The sequence below is a fragment of the Rhodococcus jostii RHA1 genome (genome assembly GCF_000014565.1).
Classification (GTDB): Bacteria; Actinomycetota; Actinomycetes; order Mycobacteriales; family Mycobacteriaceae; genus Rhodococcus_F; species Rhodococcus_F jostii_A.
Genome location: NC_008268.1, coordinates 2,203,789 through 2,219,507, shown reverse-complemented (window position 1 = coordinate 2,219,507; position 15,719 = coordinate 2,203,789). Strand labels below are relative to the sequence as shown.

General features: G+C 67.4%; 18 protein-coding genes. 10 read left to right on the top strand and 8 right to left on the bottom strand.

Translation table 11 applies throughout. The features are described from left to right. The first annotated feature begins 28 nt into the window (after positions 1-28). Entirely contained in the window at positions 29-1,504 is a 1,476-nt protein-coding gene (locus tag RHA1_RS10295; RefSeq protein WP_011594937.1) for a flavin-containing monooxygenase, read from the top strand. Here the strand turns inward: RHA1_RS10295 and RHA1_RS10290 are convergent. Next, on the bottom strand, positions 1,491-1,796 hold the full coding sequence (locus RHA1_RS10290; RefSeq protein WP_009474783.1) for a DUF4873 domain-containing protein: 306 nt from the start codon (positions 1,794-1,796) through the stop codon (positions 1,491-1,493). The two genes, RHA1_RS10295 and RHA1_RS10290, sit on opposite strands and share 14 nt — an antisense overlap. Positions 1,797-1,844: 48 nt before the next feature. After that, complete coding sequence (locus RHA1_RS10285) at positions 1,845-2,540, bottom strand: TetR/AcrR family transcriptional regulator (protein ID WP_011594936.1); 696 nt, start codon at positions 2,538-2,540, stop codon at positions 1,845-1,847. 190 nt (positions 2,541-2,730) lie between these two features. On the opposite strand from RHA1_RS10285, the gene RHA1_RS10280 reads away from it, so the two are divergent. The 6 genes from RHA1_RS10280 (at position 2,731) to RHA1_RS10255 (ending at position 7,833) form a co-directional block, all read left to right on the top strand. Then, on the top strand, positions 2,731-4,002 hold the full coding sequence (locus tag RHA1_RS10280; protein WP_009474781.1) for a DUF445 domain-containing protein: 1,272 nt from the start codon (positions 2,731-2,733) through the stop codon (positions 4,000-4,002). Positions 4,003-4,105: 103 nt separating this feature from the next. Beyond that, complete coding sequence (locus RHA1_RS10275; RefSeq protein ID WP_005261063.1) at positions 4,106-4,612, top strand: helix-turn-helix domain-containing protein; 507 nt, start codon at positions 4,106-4,108, stop codon at positions 4,610-4,612. Beyond that, positions 4,605-5,435 carry a major lipid droplet protein TadA gene (gene tadA, locus RHA1_RS10270; RefSeq protein WP_005261062.1) on the top strand — a complete coding sequence of 277 codons (831 nt, stop codon included), beginning with the start codon at positions 4,605-4,607 and terminating at the stop codon, positions 5,433-5,435. The genes RHA1_RS10275 and tadA overlap by 8 nt, the downstream gene beginning before the upstream one ends. Before the next feature lie 72 nt (positions 5,436-5,507). Then, positions 5,508-5,801, top strand: a complete 294-nt coding sequence (locus RHA1_RS10265; protein ID WP_005251878.1) for a DUF2516 family protein — start codon at positions 5,508-5,510, stop codon at positions 5,799-5,801. A gap of 212 nt (positions 5,802-6,013) precedes the next feature. Then, positions 6,014-6,784 carry a MerR family transcriptional regulator gene (locus RHA1_RS10260; protein ID WP_009474780.1) on the top strand — a complete coding sequence of 257 codons (771 nt, stop codon included), beginning with the start codon at positions 6,014-6,016 and terminating at the stop codon, positions 6,782-6,784. A gap of 17 nt (positions 6,785-6,801) precedes the next feature. Next, entirely contained in the window at positions 6,802-7,833 is a 1,032-nt protein-coding gene (locus tag RHA1_RS10255) for an alpha/beta fold hydrolase (protein ID WP_016882739.1), read from the top strand. 135 nt (positions 7,834-7,968) lie between these two features. On the opposite strand, the gene RHA1_RS10250 is transcribed toward RHA1_RS10255, so the two are convergent. Genes RHA1_RS10250 through RHA1_RS10240 form a run of 3 tightly spaced genes read right to left on the bottom strand, consistent with a single transcriptional unit; the run spans position 7,969 to position 10,872 of the window. Further along, positions 7,969-8,769, bottom strand: a complete 801-nt coding sequence (locus tag RHA1_RS10250; RefSeq protein ID WP_011594933.1) for a carbon-nitrogen hydrolase family protein — start codon at positions 8,767-8,769, stop codon at positions 7,969-7,971. 1 nt (position 8,770) lies between these two features. Continuing rightward, complete coding sequence (locus tag RHA1_RS10245) at positions 8,771-10,123, bottom strand: MFS transporter (protein WP_009474777.1); 1,353 nt, start codon at positions 10,121-10,123, stop codon at positions 8,771-8,773. Next, positions 10,120-10,872: an HpcH/HpaI aldolase family protein gene (locus RHA1_RS10240; protein WP_009474776.1), complete on the bottom strand. Its 753-nt coding sequence runs from the start codon at positions 10,870-10,872 to the stop codon at positions 10,120-10,122. The genes RHA1_RS10245 and RHA1_RS10240 overlap by 4 nt, the downstream gene beginning before the upstream one ends. A gap of 193 nt (positions 10,873-11,065) precedes the next feature. Here RHA1_RS10240 and RHA1_RS10235 point away from each other — a divergent pair, with 193 nt between their 5' ends. Continuing rightward, entirely contained in the window at positions 11,066-11,737 is a 672-nt protein-coding gene (locus RHA1_RS10235; RefSeq protein WP_041812366.1) for a GntR family transcriptional regulator, read from the top strand. Between the two features lie 13 nt (positions 11,738-11,750). On the opposite strand, the gene purU is transcribed toward RHA1_RS10235, so the two are convergent. Both purU and RHA1_RS10225 read right to left on the bottom strand, forming a co-directional pair. Then, positions 11,751-12,635: a formyltetrahydrofolate deformylase gene (purU, locus tag RHA1_RS10230; RefSeq protein WP_007301369.1), complete on the bottom strand. Its 885-nt coding sequence runs from the start codon at positions 12,633-12,635 to the stop codon at positions 11,751-11,753. Positions 12,636-12,648: 13 nt separating this feature from the next. Beyond that, on the bottom strand, positions 12,649-13,482 hold the full coding sequence (locus RHA1_RS10225) for a class I SAM-dependent methyltransferase (protein WP_009474773.1): 834 nt from the start codon (positions 13,480-13,482) through the stop codon (positions 12,649-12,651). A gap of 57 nt (positions 13,483-13,539) precedes the next feature. On the opposite strand from RHA1_RS10225, the gene deoC reads away from it, so the two are divergent. Further along, positions 13,540-14,205 (top strand): deoxyribose-phosphate aldolase, encoded by a 666-nt coding sequence (deoC, locus tag RHA1_RS10220; protein WP_050787277.1) that lies wholly within the window; start codon positions 13,540-13,542, stop codon positions 14,203-14,205. 12 nt (positions 14,206-14,217) lie between these two features. Here deoC and RHA1_RS10215 read toward each other — a convergent pair whose 3' ends face one another. Further along, positions 14,218-14,985: an LmeA family phospholipid-binding protein gene (locus RHA1_RS10215; protein WP_011594930.1), complete on the bottom strand. Its 768-nt coding sequence runs from the start codon at positions 14,983-14,985 to the stop codon at positions 14,218-14,220. 113 nt (positions 14,986-15,098) lie between these two features. Here RHA1_RS10215 and RHA1_RS10210 point away from each other — a divergent pair, with 113 nt between their 5' ends. Continuing rightward, on the top strand, positions 15,099-15,716 hold the full coding sequence (locus RHA1_RS10210) for a type IV toxin-antitoxin system AbiEi family antitoxin domain-containing protein (RefSeq protein WP_016882744.1): 618 nt from the start codon (positions 15,099-15,101) through the stop codon (positions 15,714-15,716). Positions 15,717-15,719: the final 3 nt, after the last annotated feature.

Below are 15,719 nucleotides of genomic sequence, written 5' to 3'. Positions count from 1 at the left end.
CAGTGCCACAGGAGCGTTACATGGAGTCGTGGGCGGCGAGGTGCACCGGTGTCGTGTCCTGGTGATCGGGACGGGATTCTCCGGTCTGGGCACGGCCATCCAGCTCCGCCGGCGGGGACGCGACGACTTCATCCTGCTGGAGAAGGCGCGGGAGGTCGGCGGCACCTGGCGGGAGAACACGTACCCGGGTTGTGCGTGTGACGTCCCCTCGCACCTGTACTCGTTCTCGTTCGAGCCGAACCCGGACTGGACGCGGATGTGGTCGGGACAGGAGGAGATCTTCGACTATCTGCGCGGCCTGGCCGACAAGTACGATCTGCGGCGCAACATTCATTTCGGCCGCACGATGACGGGCGGGCACTGGGACGCCGAACGGCGACGGTGGCACGTCCACACCGAGTCGGGCGACGAGTACGTCGCCCAGTTCGTCGTGTCCGGGATCGGCGCCCTCCACATCCCGAACGTCCCGGATCTGCCCGGCGCCGACACCTTCGATGGAACGGAGTTCCACTCGGCGCGGTGGAACCACGACTACGACCTGCGGGGCAAGAAAGTCGCGGTGATCGGTACGGGCGCCAGCGCCGTCCAGTTCGTTCCCGAGATCGTGGGCGACGTCGCCGAGCTGCACCTGTATCAGCGGACGCCGCCCTGGGTGATACCCGGCCTGAACTTCGGCATTCCGCCGGAGGCGCGGCGCCTCTTCGGCCGGGTCCCGCTGGCCCGTCGAATGGTGCGTGCCGCGGTCTACTGGACCTACGAATCGCTCGCGCTCGGGTTCAACGGGCACTCCCGCCTGATGCGGCCGATCGAGAGCATGGCGCGCAAGAACCTGAACAGGACCGTCGCCGACCCCGAACTCCGCAGGAAGCTGACCCCGTCCTATCGCATCGGTTGCAAGCGGATCCTGGGGTCGGACGTGTACTACCCGGCGCTGATCTCACCGAAGACGGTCGTGATCACCGAGGGCATCGCGGAGGTGCGCCCGCACAGCATCGTCGCGGGCGACGGGGCGGAGCGGGTGGTGGACGCGATCATCTACGCCACCGGATTCCACGTCACCGACGGTTTCGACAATGTCGAGCTCACCGGGGTCGGGGGCCGGCGCCTCGCCGACGAATGGGAGGAACACGGGATCCGCACCCACCTCGGTATCACCGTCGCGGGTTACCCCAACGCGTTCTTCCTCTTCGGCCCCAACACCGGGCTCGGTCACAATTCGGTGGTCTTCATGATCGAGTCGCAGATTCGTTATGCACTGGAACTGATGGATCTCGTCGACCGGCGCGGCGCCGATTCCGCGGCCGTCCGGCCCGCGGTGCAGAGCGGCTTCAACGCCGACATCCAACGGAAACTGGCAAGGGGCGTGTGGTCCACCGGCGGGTGCGTGAGCTGGTACCTGGACTCGCACGGCGTCAACCGCACTATCTGGCCGGGTTCGACCGTGCGCTACTGGCAACGGACGCGGTCGGTCGAACCGGCGGACTTCGAGTTCACACCCGGCTGAACGGCGGGGGCGTCACTCCGTCGACGAGATGGCTTCCCCAGAGGTCCACCCCGGTGATCCGGGCGGTGGCCGTGCCATCCGGGCCCGTGATCTGCAGCTCGGTGCCCGCGGACAGGTCGGCATCGGCGCCGAGGACGTCGGTCAGGGTGCGGACGCGGCCGTGCCAGACGTACCGACCGCTGATGGGTTCGAAGTTTCCCGCCAACTGGACCTGCACGGTCACGGCGGGACGGTCGCCGACGACGACGTCGGCGGGGCCGCGGTAGCCCTCTTCTTCCTCGTGTTCGTTCACACAGGCAAGTTTACCTGTAACTGCTAGTTACACAAGAAACGTTCGGCGCTAGTCGGCCTCGGCCGCAGGCGGGCGCAGCGGGTGCGGGATCGCGTTGAATCGCGCGGGCGAGCCGTTGACGGCGGCGATACCGGTGACGCCACCCCAAGTCATCATCGTCAGGTAGTTGATCAGATCCTCGACCGACATGGACCGGTTGGAGATCCACCAGTGCGTCGCCAACTGCACACCGCCGACGATTCCGTACGCCCAGGGGACGGCGCCGCCGGAGTCCATCTCCATCTGCCGCAGCCGCTCGCCGAGAACGGTGGAGAGCACCTCCGCGATCATCCGTTCCGAGTCCGCGACCGTTTCGCGGCCCGGGCCGGAGCCGTTGGCCATGATGTACAGGTAGACGTCGGGATCCGACGCCACCGTCTCGACGTACGCCGTGATGGTGGCGCGGGTGAGCTCGAAGTCGTCGAGGTCTCCGCCGATCGCCTCGTAGATCCGCGGGGCGAGCGTGGTTTCCACGTAGCGCGCCATGGTCGCGTTCGTCAGATCGCTCTTGTCCGCGAAATACCGGTACAGCACCGTCTTGGAGACACCGATCTCGGAGGCGATCTCGTCCATGCCGATGTCCCGTCCACGCAGGCGGATGGCGGCGATCGTTCCGTCGACGAGTTCTTCTCGGCGTGCGATCTTGTGCTCACGCCAGCGGCGCTTGCGCCCATCGGGCTTTGCTGCCTTGTCCAGCTTCGTCATCGACTCGGTCACCTGCTCAGGATCCTTCACGCCGTCGTTCGCCACTGACTCTCTTCACATCCGTTTCGTGTCACGATCTCCTGTCAGCTTAGTGCTCGGGTCTTGTCGCCCGGCACAACGCCGCCTGTGCGGGCGCGGCTCCGGCGGCTGGGCTGCCGCCTCCGTGCCGACCTTGGGCACAATGGCGTCTGTGGACCAATTGAGCCTTTCCGCCTTCGACGACGACGCGAAGCGCCGCGATCTCCGCAAGATGAAGGCTGTCGCGACGGGCTTCCTCGTGTTCGCCACCGTGGTCTACCTCGTGTGCAGGTGGCAGGAATCGCGGGGCGCGGGGGCGTGGGTCGGCTACGTGCGGGCCGCGTCGGAGGCAGGCATGGTCGGTGCGCTGGCCGACTGGTTCGCGGTGACGGCCCTGTTCCGGCATCCGCTGGGGTTGCCGATCCCGCACACCGCGATCATCAAGCGCAAGAAGGACCAGCTGGGGGCGAGCCTCGGCAACTTCGTCGGCCAGAACTTCCTCGCCCCCGAGGTGGTGTCCGCCAAGGTCGAGGCCGCGGAGATCCCGCTGCGGCTGGGCAGGTGGATGGCGCAGCCCAAGCACGCCGCGCGCGTCGCTGCCGAGACGGCCACCATCCTGCGCGGCTTCGTCGAGATCCTGCGCGACGAGGACGTGCAGCAGATCATCGACAGCACGCTGGTGCGCAGGCTGGCCGAGCCCCAGTGGGGGCCGCCGATCGGGCGCGTGCTCGGCGAACTCCTGCGCGAGAACCGGCAGCTGCCGATCCTGGATCTGCTCGCCGAGCGGGCGCACCAGTGGGCGCTCGGGAGTCAGGAGACCATCGACCGGATCGTCAGCCGCGATTCGCCCGCCTGGTCGCCCAAGTTCGTCGACGCCATGCTCGGCGAGAAGATCCACCGCGAGCTCGTCGAATTCACCTGGAAGGTGCGATCCAACCCGGAGCACGAGGTGCGGCAGGCGGCCAACCGCTTCCTCGTCGACTTCGCCGACGACCTGCAGAACGACCCCGCGACCATGGAGAAGGCCGAGAAGATCAAGGCCGAGATCATGGGGCGCGAGGAGGTGACCGGTCTCGCCGCGGCGACGTGGACCGTCGCCAAGCGCCTGATCATGGAATCCGTCGACGACCCGAACAGCACGCTGCGCACGAAGGTCGCGGAGAACGTCGTGCGCTTCGGCGAGCGGCTGCGCGACGACCACGAGCTGAGAGTCAAGGTCGACGGGTGGGTGCTCGCCGGCACGCGCTACGTCGTGGTCCATTACACCGACGAGATCACCGCGATCATCTCCGACACCGTCGAGCGCTGGGACGCCGAGGAGGCGTCCAAGAAGATCGAGCTGCAGGTGGGACGGGACCTCCAGTTCATCCGCATCAACGGCACCGTCGTCGGGTCGATCGCGGGTCTGCTGATCTACACGTTCTCGACGTTGCTGTTCGGCTGACAATCGCCTCGACGGAGGGTCCGCTAGCTGGGTGCTAACAGAGTGCTTGCAATTGCTAGCACCCTGCTTTAGCCTTGGTTCTGCCCAGCAACACGGAGGACTGATGGCAAGCGATGATCGCGACGCAGCCGGTGCAGGAGATCTGGCAGCTCGCGTAGTCAGCAACGCCGCTCACGACATCGGAGGTTTCATTCGTGCCCAGCGCGAAGCAGCTCAGGTGTCGATGCGGCAGCTGGCGCAGCTGGCCGGTGTCAGTAATCCGTATCTGAGTCAGATCGAGCGTGGGTTGCGCAAGCCCTCGGCCGAGGTGCTTGGGCAGATAGCCAAGGGTCTCCGGGTGTCTTCGGAGGTCCTGTACGTCCAGGCGGGTTACCTCGAGCAGCGGCCACACGGTCCCCTCCGTGACGCTCTGCTCGCGGATACGGCCATTACCGAGCGGCAGAAGCAAGTGCTGCTCGAGATCTACGAGTCGTTCTGTCGTGAGAACGAATCGGCGGAAGCGGCCGAATCCCGGACGTCCGAGCTTCGGACAGAAGAACACCAGCGTTCTGATTCCCAGACGCCGGAACCAGAACCCCCCACCGTTGAACAGGAGAAAGCCGATGACTGACCAGAAGACCATCGACAGCGTCAAGACCTCGCTGTACGCGGCCGTAGGCGCCGGAGACGTCGTCGTGCAGGCCGTGGCCGACGTCGTCGCCCAGGTCCGCTCGCGCGCCGAGTCCACCCAGGGTGACGTCGAAGAGCGTGTCGGCGGCGCCAAGGAGCGCATCGCCGGACTCCAGGAAGAGGTCACCGAGGGTGTCGAGAACCTTCGCGACCGCCTCGCCGGACTGCCGTCCGAGCTGCCCGAGGAGCTTGCCGAGCTGCGTGAGAAGTTCACCGCCGACGAGCTGCGCAAGGTTGCCGAGGCCTACCTGAAGGTCGCCTCCGACCTGTACACGTCGCTCGCCGAGCGCGGCGAGGACACCGTCGAGCGCATCCGCAAGCAGCCGGTCGTCGAGGAGGGCATCGGCCGCGCCGAGACCGCCTTCGGTGACGCCGTCGAGCTGACCGAGGAAGCTCTCGGCACCGTTGCACGCCAGACGCGCGCCGTCGGCGAGCAGGCCGCAAAGCTCGCGGGCCGCGCTTCGGGTCGCATCTCCGACACCGCCGAGGGACTCGGCGAGGCCATCGCCGACGCCGGCGACGAGGCTGCCCTGAAGGTTCTCGACCTGGGCGACCAGGCCGAGGAAGCGTCGAAGGACGCTGCCGATCGCGTCACCGCCACCGCGGCCGACGTCCAGGCTCGCGCCGACAAGGCTGCCCCGGCCAAGCACGCCGCTCCCGCGAAGAAGGCTGCTCCGGCCAAGGCTGCGGCAACCCCGGCCCCGGCCCCGGCCAAGAAGGCCGCCGCTCCGGCCAAGAAGGCTGCTCCGGCCAAGAAGGCTTGATCCTTCACGCTTTTCGGCCCCCGCACGTTCGGTGCGGGGGCCGTTTGCGTGTCGACCTCGTAGGATGGGGCTGTGATTCAAGTTGACGGCGTCGTCTCGGTGATCTTGTTGGTGATTCGTATCGTCGCCCTGGGCGGTGCTGCATACGCACTGTTCCACGCGGCTCGCCAGCGCAAAGACGCGTTCACCGCCGTGGACAAGTTGAGCAAGCCGATCTGGCTGAGCATTCTCGCCGTCGCATTCCTCGTCCTCCTGCTGTTCCCTGCCGTCCAGTTGTTCGGCATCGTCGCGGTCGTCGCGGTGTGCGTTTATCTCGTGGACGTACGCCCGCGCGTCGACGACGTGCAGCGCGGGCCTCGCTGGTAGCCGCTCCCACCCCATGGGTATGTGAAGACGTGGACCTCTCGCGGCCAAACGATGACAATGGGCATTGTGACAATGCTATTGTGGTTACACGGCTACCGAGGAGCTGACATGTCCGTCGTCCACACACGTGACTCAGCGAGCGATGCCCACCCGGCCGCGGGACTCGTCGGCGGCCCGTCCCGGCTGCTGCTCCGACGGGCGCACATCGTCTGATGAAGGAATACCGGATCGACGACCTCGCACGCGAGGCGCGGGTGAGCGTGCGGAACGTGCGCGTCTACCAGGACCGCGGACTGCTCCCGCCGCCACGGAAGCAGGGGCGCACCGGGTGGTACAACGAATCGCACCTCGCCCGCCTGCACCTGATCGGGCGCATGCTCGATCGCGGCTACACGTTCGCCACCATCAGCGAACTCCTCACGGCTGCGCACTACGGACTCCAGGTCAAGGACGTTCTGGAGACCGACGACCCGGGCAGCCGGTGGAAGAAGCGCAGGCGAGCGGCCCGCCTCACGATCGCCGAGCTGAAACGCATGTTCGGTGCGCAGACCACCGAGGCCAACATCGCCAAGGGCACCGAACTCGGTGTGCTCGTTCCCGCCGGGGACGACTACTCGGTGAACGATCCGCGACTGGTCGAGGCGGCGCAGGTCCTCGTCGACGCCGGCATCCCGCTCGAGGCCGTCCTCGAACAGACCGCGGCGGTGCGACGAGACCTCTCGGACGTCGCCGCGCGGTTCGTCGCCGTCGTCGCGGACCGCTACCTCGCCGCCGAGGGCGAGCCGCTCGAACTCGACGAGGCGAAGGTCTCGGAGATCGCGCGGCTCGTCGACCAGATGCGTCCCCTCGCACACGACGCCGTCCAGTCGCTGTTCGAAGAGGCGATGGAGGAACAGATCTCCAAGGCACTCGAACGGGCGGCCCGGCAACTCGGTGAGACACCGGGCCCGGCGACGAGCACAGACACCAACAGAGCAAGTTAGACAGGACAGGGGCAGGAATGACCAGCAGTTCGCGCACCATCGCCTTCCGGGCACTCGCCGGCGCAGCCGGAGTGGGCGCCGTCGTCGCCGCGGCAACGGCGATCCGCCACAAGCGCGCCACCCGCGGGTTGACGTTGTCGACCGAGGTCGCGCCGAACGAGCTGCTGCGCACCCCGAACCTGCGCCCGGACGTGACGGAGATCCTCACCGACGACGGAGCGACGCTGTACGTCCGCGCCTACGGTCCGGTGGACGGCGATCCCATCGTGCTGAGCCATGGCTGGACCTGTTCCACCGAATACTGGTACCCGCAGGTGAACGCGCTGGCGGACGAGTACCGGGTCATCACCTACGACCAGCGTGGGCACGGCCGCAGCACGGTCGGCTCGCTCCCGCTCGGCCCGGACGTCCTCGCCGACGACCTGTCGGAGGTGTTGAAGGCGACGGTGCGCGACGACAAGAAGGCCGTGCTCGTCGGTCACAGCATGGGTGGCATGAGCATCATGGCGTGGGCAGGCCGGCACCCCGACGAGGTGAAGAAGTACGCGTCGGCAGTTCTGCTCGCCAGCACCGCCTGCGATCGGCTCATCGCCGAGACCACCGTCATCCCGCTGCCGAACCGTTTTCCGCGCGTGCCGGTTCCAGTCGGCCGTGCCGTCCTGAGCACCCCGGTTCCGTTGGTGTCGTCGCCGGTGATGACGCGCGCACTCCAGTACGTGTCGATGTCACCGAACGCCTCCCGCGCCGAAGTCCAGTTCTGCGAGAACATCGTCCGGGACTGCAAGCCGCGCATCCGCGGCGGCTGGGGCGCCGCGCTCAGCGGCCTCGACATCCACGAGGCTCTCGACAACCTCGACGTCCCGACCACGGTGCTCGTCGGCTCCATGGACCGACTGACCCCGCCGGTCCACGCCCGCAAGCTCGCTCGCGTCCTGGACGAGGCCGGTCACCTCGAGCGGCTCATCGTCCTGCCCGGCGTCGGCCACATGAGTTCCGTCGAGAGCATCGACGAGTTCGACAAGGAGATCGTCCGGCTCCGCAATCTCTGATCCGACAGTTTCATACGGATTGTTCAGGCTCACACGCAATACAGGTTGACAACTTCCGCGTTCGTTGCCAGGTGTCTCACGACCATCCTGGCAACGAACGCGAATAGCCTGTGAGCCTGAACAATTCGTCGCAATCTACTGGTTGCCGACCACACCGAAGCGGCGCAGCGACAGCGCCGGGTTCTTGGCGCGGACCTCTGCGATGCGCTCGGGGGAGACGGTGCCGATCGCGATCCCGACCCGTTCACCGAGGGACGCGATCACCACCCCCATGGGATCCACGATCATCGACGCACCCGAACCGGCCGGGGCGCTCTGATCGGCCGCGGCGACGTAGATGGTGTTCTCGATGGCCCGGGCGCGGATGAGCGTGGTCCAGTGGTCTTCCTTGAGCGGGCCGGGCACCCACTCGGCGGGCAGGACCAGGACGTCCGCGCCCGTGTCGACGATGCGCCGGGTGACCTCCGGGAACCGCAGGTCGTAACACGTCTGCATGCCGAAGGTGACACCGTCGACGGTGAACGTCTCGGGTTCGCCGATCGAGCCGGCCTGCACGAAGTCCGACTCCTTGTAACCGAATGCGTCGTACAGGTGCAGCTTCCGATACGCGGCGGCGATACTGCCGTCGGGGGCGACCGCGACGAGGGTGTTGAAGATGCGGCGCTCGCCCGGGATCGCTTCGTTGATCCCCGCGACGAGGGTCAGCCGGTGCCGGGCGGCGATCTCGCGGAGCCCGGTGACGAACTCGCCGTCGAGGGATTCCGCGGAGTCCACGAACCGCTCGTCCATCGTCGGGACCGTGAACATCGCGTATTCGGGTGCTGCAAGTACCCGGGCGCCGCCTGCCGCCGCCTCCTCGGCGAACTTCGCGATCCGGCCGAGGTTGTCCTGCTTGTCCGAACCCGGTGCGAATTGTGCGATTGCGATGTCGACCATGTCAGTGCCTTTCCGAAGTGACGGGTGCGGGCATCCGTTCGATCTTGCCGAGCACCACGGTGTAACAGAAGATTCCGCCGATCAAGACCGCTCCGGTCGCGAGGAAGGCCCCCGCGAACGAGCCCGTGGAGTCGACCACCATGCCGGTCACGATGGGCGCCGCGATCCCGAGGAGATTGGCGACGAAGTTGACTATTCCGCCGAGCGATCCGGTGTACCCCTGCGGGGCGATCAGGGCGACGATGCTGGAACCGGCGGGAACGGACACGGCCAGTCCGGCTGCGCCGATCGACAGGAAGATCAGCGCGACGGCGATCGATCCCGCGTACGCTGCGCCCGTCACCGCGAGGGACGCGAGCAGGCTGACCACCAGCACGGTTCGGCGTACCTTGGTGACGTCGCCGGTCCGAGCCAGCCATCGGTCCATCAGGATGCCCGCGATGAGGAACTGCGCGATGACGGCGACGAGCCACGGAATCATCGTGTAGATGCCGCCCTTGAGCAGGTTCACCCCGAACTGCTTCTCCAGATAGGCCGGCAGCCAGGTGAGCAGGACGTAATAGGCGTAGGTGTACGACGCGTAGCCGAGCGCCAGGCCCCATGTCTTGCGCCGGCGCAGCAGGTAACCCAGTCCGTTGAGCGACCCGGCCGTCTCGGCGTCTTCGTCCTCCGCGCCGCCGGCCCGGATGAAGTCGAACTCCGCCTGGCTGAGGCGGCCCTTGGCGAGAGCCTGTTTCGGGGTGAGGTAGAGCAGCCACCACACGGCCAGGTAACCGACGGACAGGATGCCGGTGAAGATGAACGCCGCGTGCCAGCTGAACGTGGTGACGAGGAATGCCATGATCGGGATGCCGATCACGTTGGAGATCTTCGCGCACCCGTCGAAGATGGCCGTGGCGGTGCCACGCTCCTGCCGGGGGAACCACTGACCGATGGCCTTCCAGCCCGCGGGCACGGTCGGCGCCTCGCCGACGCCGAGGACCAGACGGGCGACGAGCAGCATGCCGAGACCACCCGCGGCGGCGGACGCGAACGAGGCGACCGCCCACAGGAACGCCGCCGCCCGGTTGACCCACCGGACGCCGATCTTGTCGATGAACGATCCGATCGGCATCTGGAGCATCGCGTACGTCCAGAGGAATGCCGAGGACACCATGCCCATCTGCGACGCACTGATCTCGAAGTCGCGCATGATCTCCGGGGCGGCGATCGAGAGGTTGACGCGGTCGATGTAGTTGACGAACATTCCGACGCCGAGAACGCCGGCGATGGTCCACCGGGCACGGCCCACCTTGGGGTGGGCCGCCGCTTCTGCGCTGTCGGGGGATACCGGTCCCGACGTCTGGGTCGTCATCGTGACTCCCTGATCTGCTTGATCTGCTCGAACGGTGCCGCAAATCCTGCGGCGAGTGCGCCGTGCTGCATGATCAGCGCCATCTGGTCGGCCCCGTGCTGCACCGCGAACTCCTTCTCTTCGACGCTCCATGCCGGGAGCACCCAGGGCTTGCCCGCCTCGGCGGCGGCCGTGGCCACCGCGGCGAGGTCGGTGAAGTCACCCTCTTCGCGTGAGTATGCCCCGCGTTCGCGGCGGAGGGAGAGGTCGGACGGTCCGACGAACACGCCGTCGACGGTGTCGAGTGCCAGGATCTCGGCGATGTTCTCGATCGCTCCGGCGTCCTCGATCATCGGGTAGCACCGGGTGAACGTGTCCTGCTCCGTGACCCACTCGTCGGTGAAACCGCCGTAGTTGGTGGTGCGGCCGCCCGCGAAACTCCGGTCGCCGAGTGGCGGGAATTTCGCGAATGCCGTGACTTCCTTTGCGTGAGCGGCATTCTCGATGTGGGGGATGACGACAGCCGTCGCGCCGAAGTCCAGCGCCTGCTGGATGGGCCCGCGTTCGGGTCCGAGCACCTTGGCCAGGACCTCCATGCCGAGGCTGCGCAGGAACGGGATGAACCGTTCGAGATCTGCGAGGTCGAAGGATCCGTGCTCGATGTCGAGGACCACGGCGCCGTAGCCGATGCCGCGCGCGATCTCCGCTGCGGCGAAGCTCGGGTCGGACAGCCAGATCGCGTAACGCCGATCGGCGGGGGTGCTGTACATGCTGGTGGTCTCCTTTTTCGGGGGTCACTTGCCGGAAGCGGGTGGCTCTCGGCGGTCACTGCGCTGTGACCGCTCCCACATCCGCTCTGTATATGTCATGTATACACAGAGAATACTTGGTGTGTCCATAGCTTGTATGATCAATTTGTTACGAGTCCGTCAATCCGATGGACCGTTCGACGAAGGGATCGAGATGTCGGCATCGACGCTCGCCGGGCCCGCCGGTGAATCCGGACCGGCACGAGATCGGGTCTACGTCTGGCTGCGGGACGAGATCATCCGCGGGTCCATCGAAGGCGGCCGATTCCTCGACGAGCTCTGGGTCTCCGGGACGATGGGAGTCTCACGCACCCCGGTGCGAGAAGCGTTTCACCGGCTCGCCGCCGAACGGTTCATCACGCTGCTTCCGCGCAAGGGTGCACAGGTGCGCACGGTCACCGGTCGCGAACTCGAAGAGGTCTACCAGACCCGGCTGCTGATCGAAGGCCATGCGGTGTCCACCCTGTGCGCGCGGGGAGTCGGCGCACCCGCGCACATGGTCGATCTGATCGAGCCGATGGAAGCCGCGGGCCGCGAACAGGACTGGTTCGCGGTGTCCGGCCTCGACCGCGAATTCCACCTGACCATGGTCAGCGCAGCGCAGAACTCGGTGCTCACCGAACTCTACGATTCGCTGCGGTCGCGGCAGCAACGCGTCGCCGTCCGCGCGCTGAACGTCGGACCCCAGCGGCTCGACACCATCAACGCGCAGCACCGGGCGCTCGTCGCCGCACTCGACGCCGTCGACGCCGACCAGGCGCTGGAGATTCTCACCGCCCACCTGCGGCCAGTCCCGGAGGTGCTGGCGTTGCTGCCGTCCCAGTAGCGGGACGACGAATCTAGCTGAACACCACCGTCTTACGGCCGTGGACGAGGACGCGGTCCTCGAGATGCCAGCGCAGACCGCGGGACAGCACGAGCTTTTCGATGTCGCGACCCTGCCGGACCATGTCCGCGACCTCGTCGGCGTGGTCGACGCGGATCACGTCCTGCTCGATGATGGGGCCCGCGTCGAGTTCGGCCGTCACATAGTGGCAGGTGGCGCCGATCAGCTTCACACCGCGGGCGAATGCCTGGTGGTACGGGCGGGCGCCGACGAAGGACGGCAGGAAGCTGTGGTGGATGTTGATCGCCCGGCCGGCCCAGTGCTCGCACAGTGCCGAGGGCAGCACCTGCATGAAACGCGCCAGCACGACGGCATCGGGGTCGTGGGCGTCGACCAGTTCACGCACCTGCTCGAACGCGGGTCCGCGTTCGGCGGGATCCTTCGGGAACGGGACGTGATGGAAGTCGATGCCGTGCTGCCTGGTGACGGTTTCCAGGTCGCGGTGGTTGCCGATCACTGCACAGATGTCGGCGGGCAACTCGCCTCCGGCCGCGCGCCCGAGCAGGTCGTGGAGGCAGTGCGCCTCCTTGCTCACCAACAGCACCACCCGCTTGCGCTCACCGGTGTCGGACACGGTCCATTCGGTCTCGGGGCCGAGTTCGGCGGCGACGGCCGCGAAGCGCTCCCGGAGTTCCTCGATCGACATGTCGACCGAGGATGCGCGCACAGCCTGCCGGGTGAAGAACCAGCCGGTGTCGGCGTCGGCGTGGTACGCCGCCTCGACGATCCAGCCGCCGACCTCGGCGAGGAACGTCGAGATCCGGGCGACGATGCCGGTGCGGTCGGGGCAGCCGAGAGAAAGAACGTACCGGTGGTCCTCGGTCGAAGCAGCGCTCATGGGCAACAGTCTTTCAGGTCGGGCTCCGGCCGTTCACCACGGCGGTGCCGACGAGGGTGCCGGCGTCGATGTCGTGAATCGCGCGTTCGGTGAGCAGCTGCAGGAGATCGAGACGAATCTGCTCGACCGTCCCGGCATCGAACGGGGCGAGCGCGCGACGGAAGTTCCCACCCAGGACGAGGTCCCAGGCGAACTCGGGGGTGGCGGGAATGATGTTGGACAGCTCCCGGACCTCGGTCGAGTGCGCGCCCAGCTCGCCCAGCCACTGGTGGAGCGCGTCCGGGGTGTCGATGCGTTCGAGTGGATCGAACGGCGACCCGGCCGGTTCGGGCTCGGGTTCCCGGTGCCGGGCCACGGCGTCCTGGAACGCGCTCGCGAAGTCGCGCAACGCGCCCCGCCGCCACACCGTGATCCCGACCTTGCCGCCCGGCCGGACGAGGCCGGCGAGCCGGGTGAACGCGGCATCCATGTGGGGCAGGAAGAACACGCCGTACGAGCAGGCGAGCGCGTCGTAACCCGCCTCCGGGACGGTGCTCGGCGGCTCCCAGGTGGTGGCGTCCGCGCAGACGAACTCGATGTTCTGCAATCCGCGCTCCGACGCCTTCACCCGCCCCTGCTCGAGCAGTTCGTCGGCCAGGTCGACGCCGTGGACGAGGCCCGACGGACCCACGGCGGTGGCTGCGGGGAGCGCCGAAGACCCTGCGCCGCAGCACACGTCGAGGACGGCGTCGCCGGGACGCAGCCCGAGCTGGAAGGCGAGTGACTGCCCGGCCGGTGTCCACACGGCCGTCGTCAGCCGGTCGAACTCCAGCCGCGCCTCGTCGAAGATCGATCCCGGATCACTCATACGGCGATGCTAGGCCGTGCCGCAAGCCCTGGAAGCCATTGTGCGAAGCTCACAGGTATGTCCGACGTTGCACTGACCCGCTCCCAGGTGGCCGACCTCGTCGACCACACGCTCCTCAAGCCCGAGGCCACCACCGACGACGTGACGGCGCTGATTGCCGAGGCGCGCTCGCTCGGTGTGCTCGCCGTCTGCGTGTCGCCGTCGATGCTGCCGGTCAAGGCGCCGGGTCTGGTGACTGCGGCGGTGGTCGGGTTCCCGTCGGGCAAGCACCACTCGCTGGTCAAGGGGGCCGAGGCCCGGCTCGCCGTGGACCAGGGCGCGCAGGAGATCGACATGGTGATCGACATCGGGGCCGCCGTGGCCGGCGACTTCAACGCGGTGCTGGCCGACGTCCTCACCGTCCGCGAGGCAGTCGGCGACCACACGGTCCTGAAGGTGATCCTCGAGACCGCCGCGCTCAGCGACGAGGCGATCGTGGAAGCGTGCCGGGCCGCCGAGCGGGCCGGGGCGAACTTCGTGAAGACGTCCACCGGATTCCATCCTGCCGGCGGAGCGACCGTGGAGGCGGTGCGGCTGATGGCGCACACCGTCGGCGGGCGGATCGGCGTGAAGGCGAGCGGCGGGATCCGCACCGCACAGGCCGCGCTCGACATGATCGCGGCCGGTGCGACGCGGCTGGGACTGTCGGGTACCCGTGCCGTCCTGGACGGGCTGCCCGACTGACCCGACGGTCGATCAGACCAGGAGGCCGCAGCTGCTCTGCTGTTCCTGCTGCTGTTGCTGGCTGCCGGCGGCAGGCATCGTATAGGCGCCACCCTCGAGGGTGATCTCGATGGCGTCGTCGGTGACCTTCAGCGACGTCGGCTGCATGCCCAGCGGGTAGGTCTGCAGGCTCGAGGTCAGGGTCTGGACGACCCCGTCCACCAGGTCGGTGGGAAGACCGAAACCGAGGATCTCCGCACCCACCGTCTCCACCTTCACGGTCCCGTTCACGACCCCCGGTTTGACGGTCAGGTCCGCGAGCCCGGCCGGGCCGACGGAGAACCTCAAGGTTCCCGCGCTCGAATCGGCGGTGACACCGCTGATGAGCGAGCCGAACGCCTGCTGCTGCAGCGTCGCGAGGATTCCCGCGGTGGACCAGGTGATGTCCGCGTCGGAACTGCCGATGGTGCCGCTGCTGTCCGCGGTGTTCTCGATCCGGATGTCGTTGACCTGAGCGTGGACCTGCATTCCCTGGGCGGGGCCGAACTTGGTGTCGTCGCTGTCGATGGTGATGTACGGGACGTTCTTGTCGACCGACTGGAGCAGGACCGGCTTCCAGCTCAGGCCCACGTCCACCTGCGAGCCGAGTTGGCTCTCGAACTGGTCTGCCATGCAGGTCTTCACTCTGTTGCGCACGTAGAGTTCGCCGCCGACGAGGACGGCCACGAGCGCGGCGATGACGACAAGAGAGATGACGAGCACACGGTTACTTCGGGGTGCGGAGTTCGTTCGGGCTGCCATTGCAGCGATTCTTCCCGACAACTCTGAACAAATTCTGTGAATGCGCCCGCGGCGGGTCGCCGAGATCCGCAGAAATTGTGATGCGTGCCACAAACGCCCAGTAATCTAGGGGAATGTCCGGATGGTTGGCTCCACGTCCCGGTGACCCGGAGCGCGAAGGTGTCGGTGAAGAGCTGACACGCGTCGCGACGGCTCAGGCGGGTTTCTTCACCACTGCGCAAGTGCTGCGCCTCGGTTTCGCCTCCGACGAGATCGATGAGCGCGTCGCCGACGGCTCGTGGGTCAAGGTCGAGCGAGATCTGTTCCGCTTGAACGATTGCCCGCACTCCGATCTCGAGGAGTTCGCGAAGTGGTGCACCTGGTTCGGTGCCGCCGCCGCGGTCTCCCACCAGAGTGCCGCCGAACTTCACGGCCTCGGGCACCTGTACCCGCGGTTCATCCACCTCTCGACGGTGCTGTCACCGCCTTCGCCGACGCAGCAGCTGGCGCTGCACCGGCGTTCGCTCCGCCCGGAGGACTGCGAGCAGGTCGGCCCCCTGCGCATCACCACGCCGCTGTGCACGGCACTCGACCTCGCGGCGAGCGGCATCTCGCAGGAACTGCTCGACGAGGTGGTCGCCGACGGCGTTGCGATCGGGCGGCTGAATGCGCGCGCATTGCACGGGGAGTGCGGATCCCTGCCGGCGCAGGTGGCGCAGCGCGTCGAACACGCACTGGCCACCTGCACCTGACGG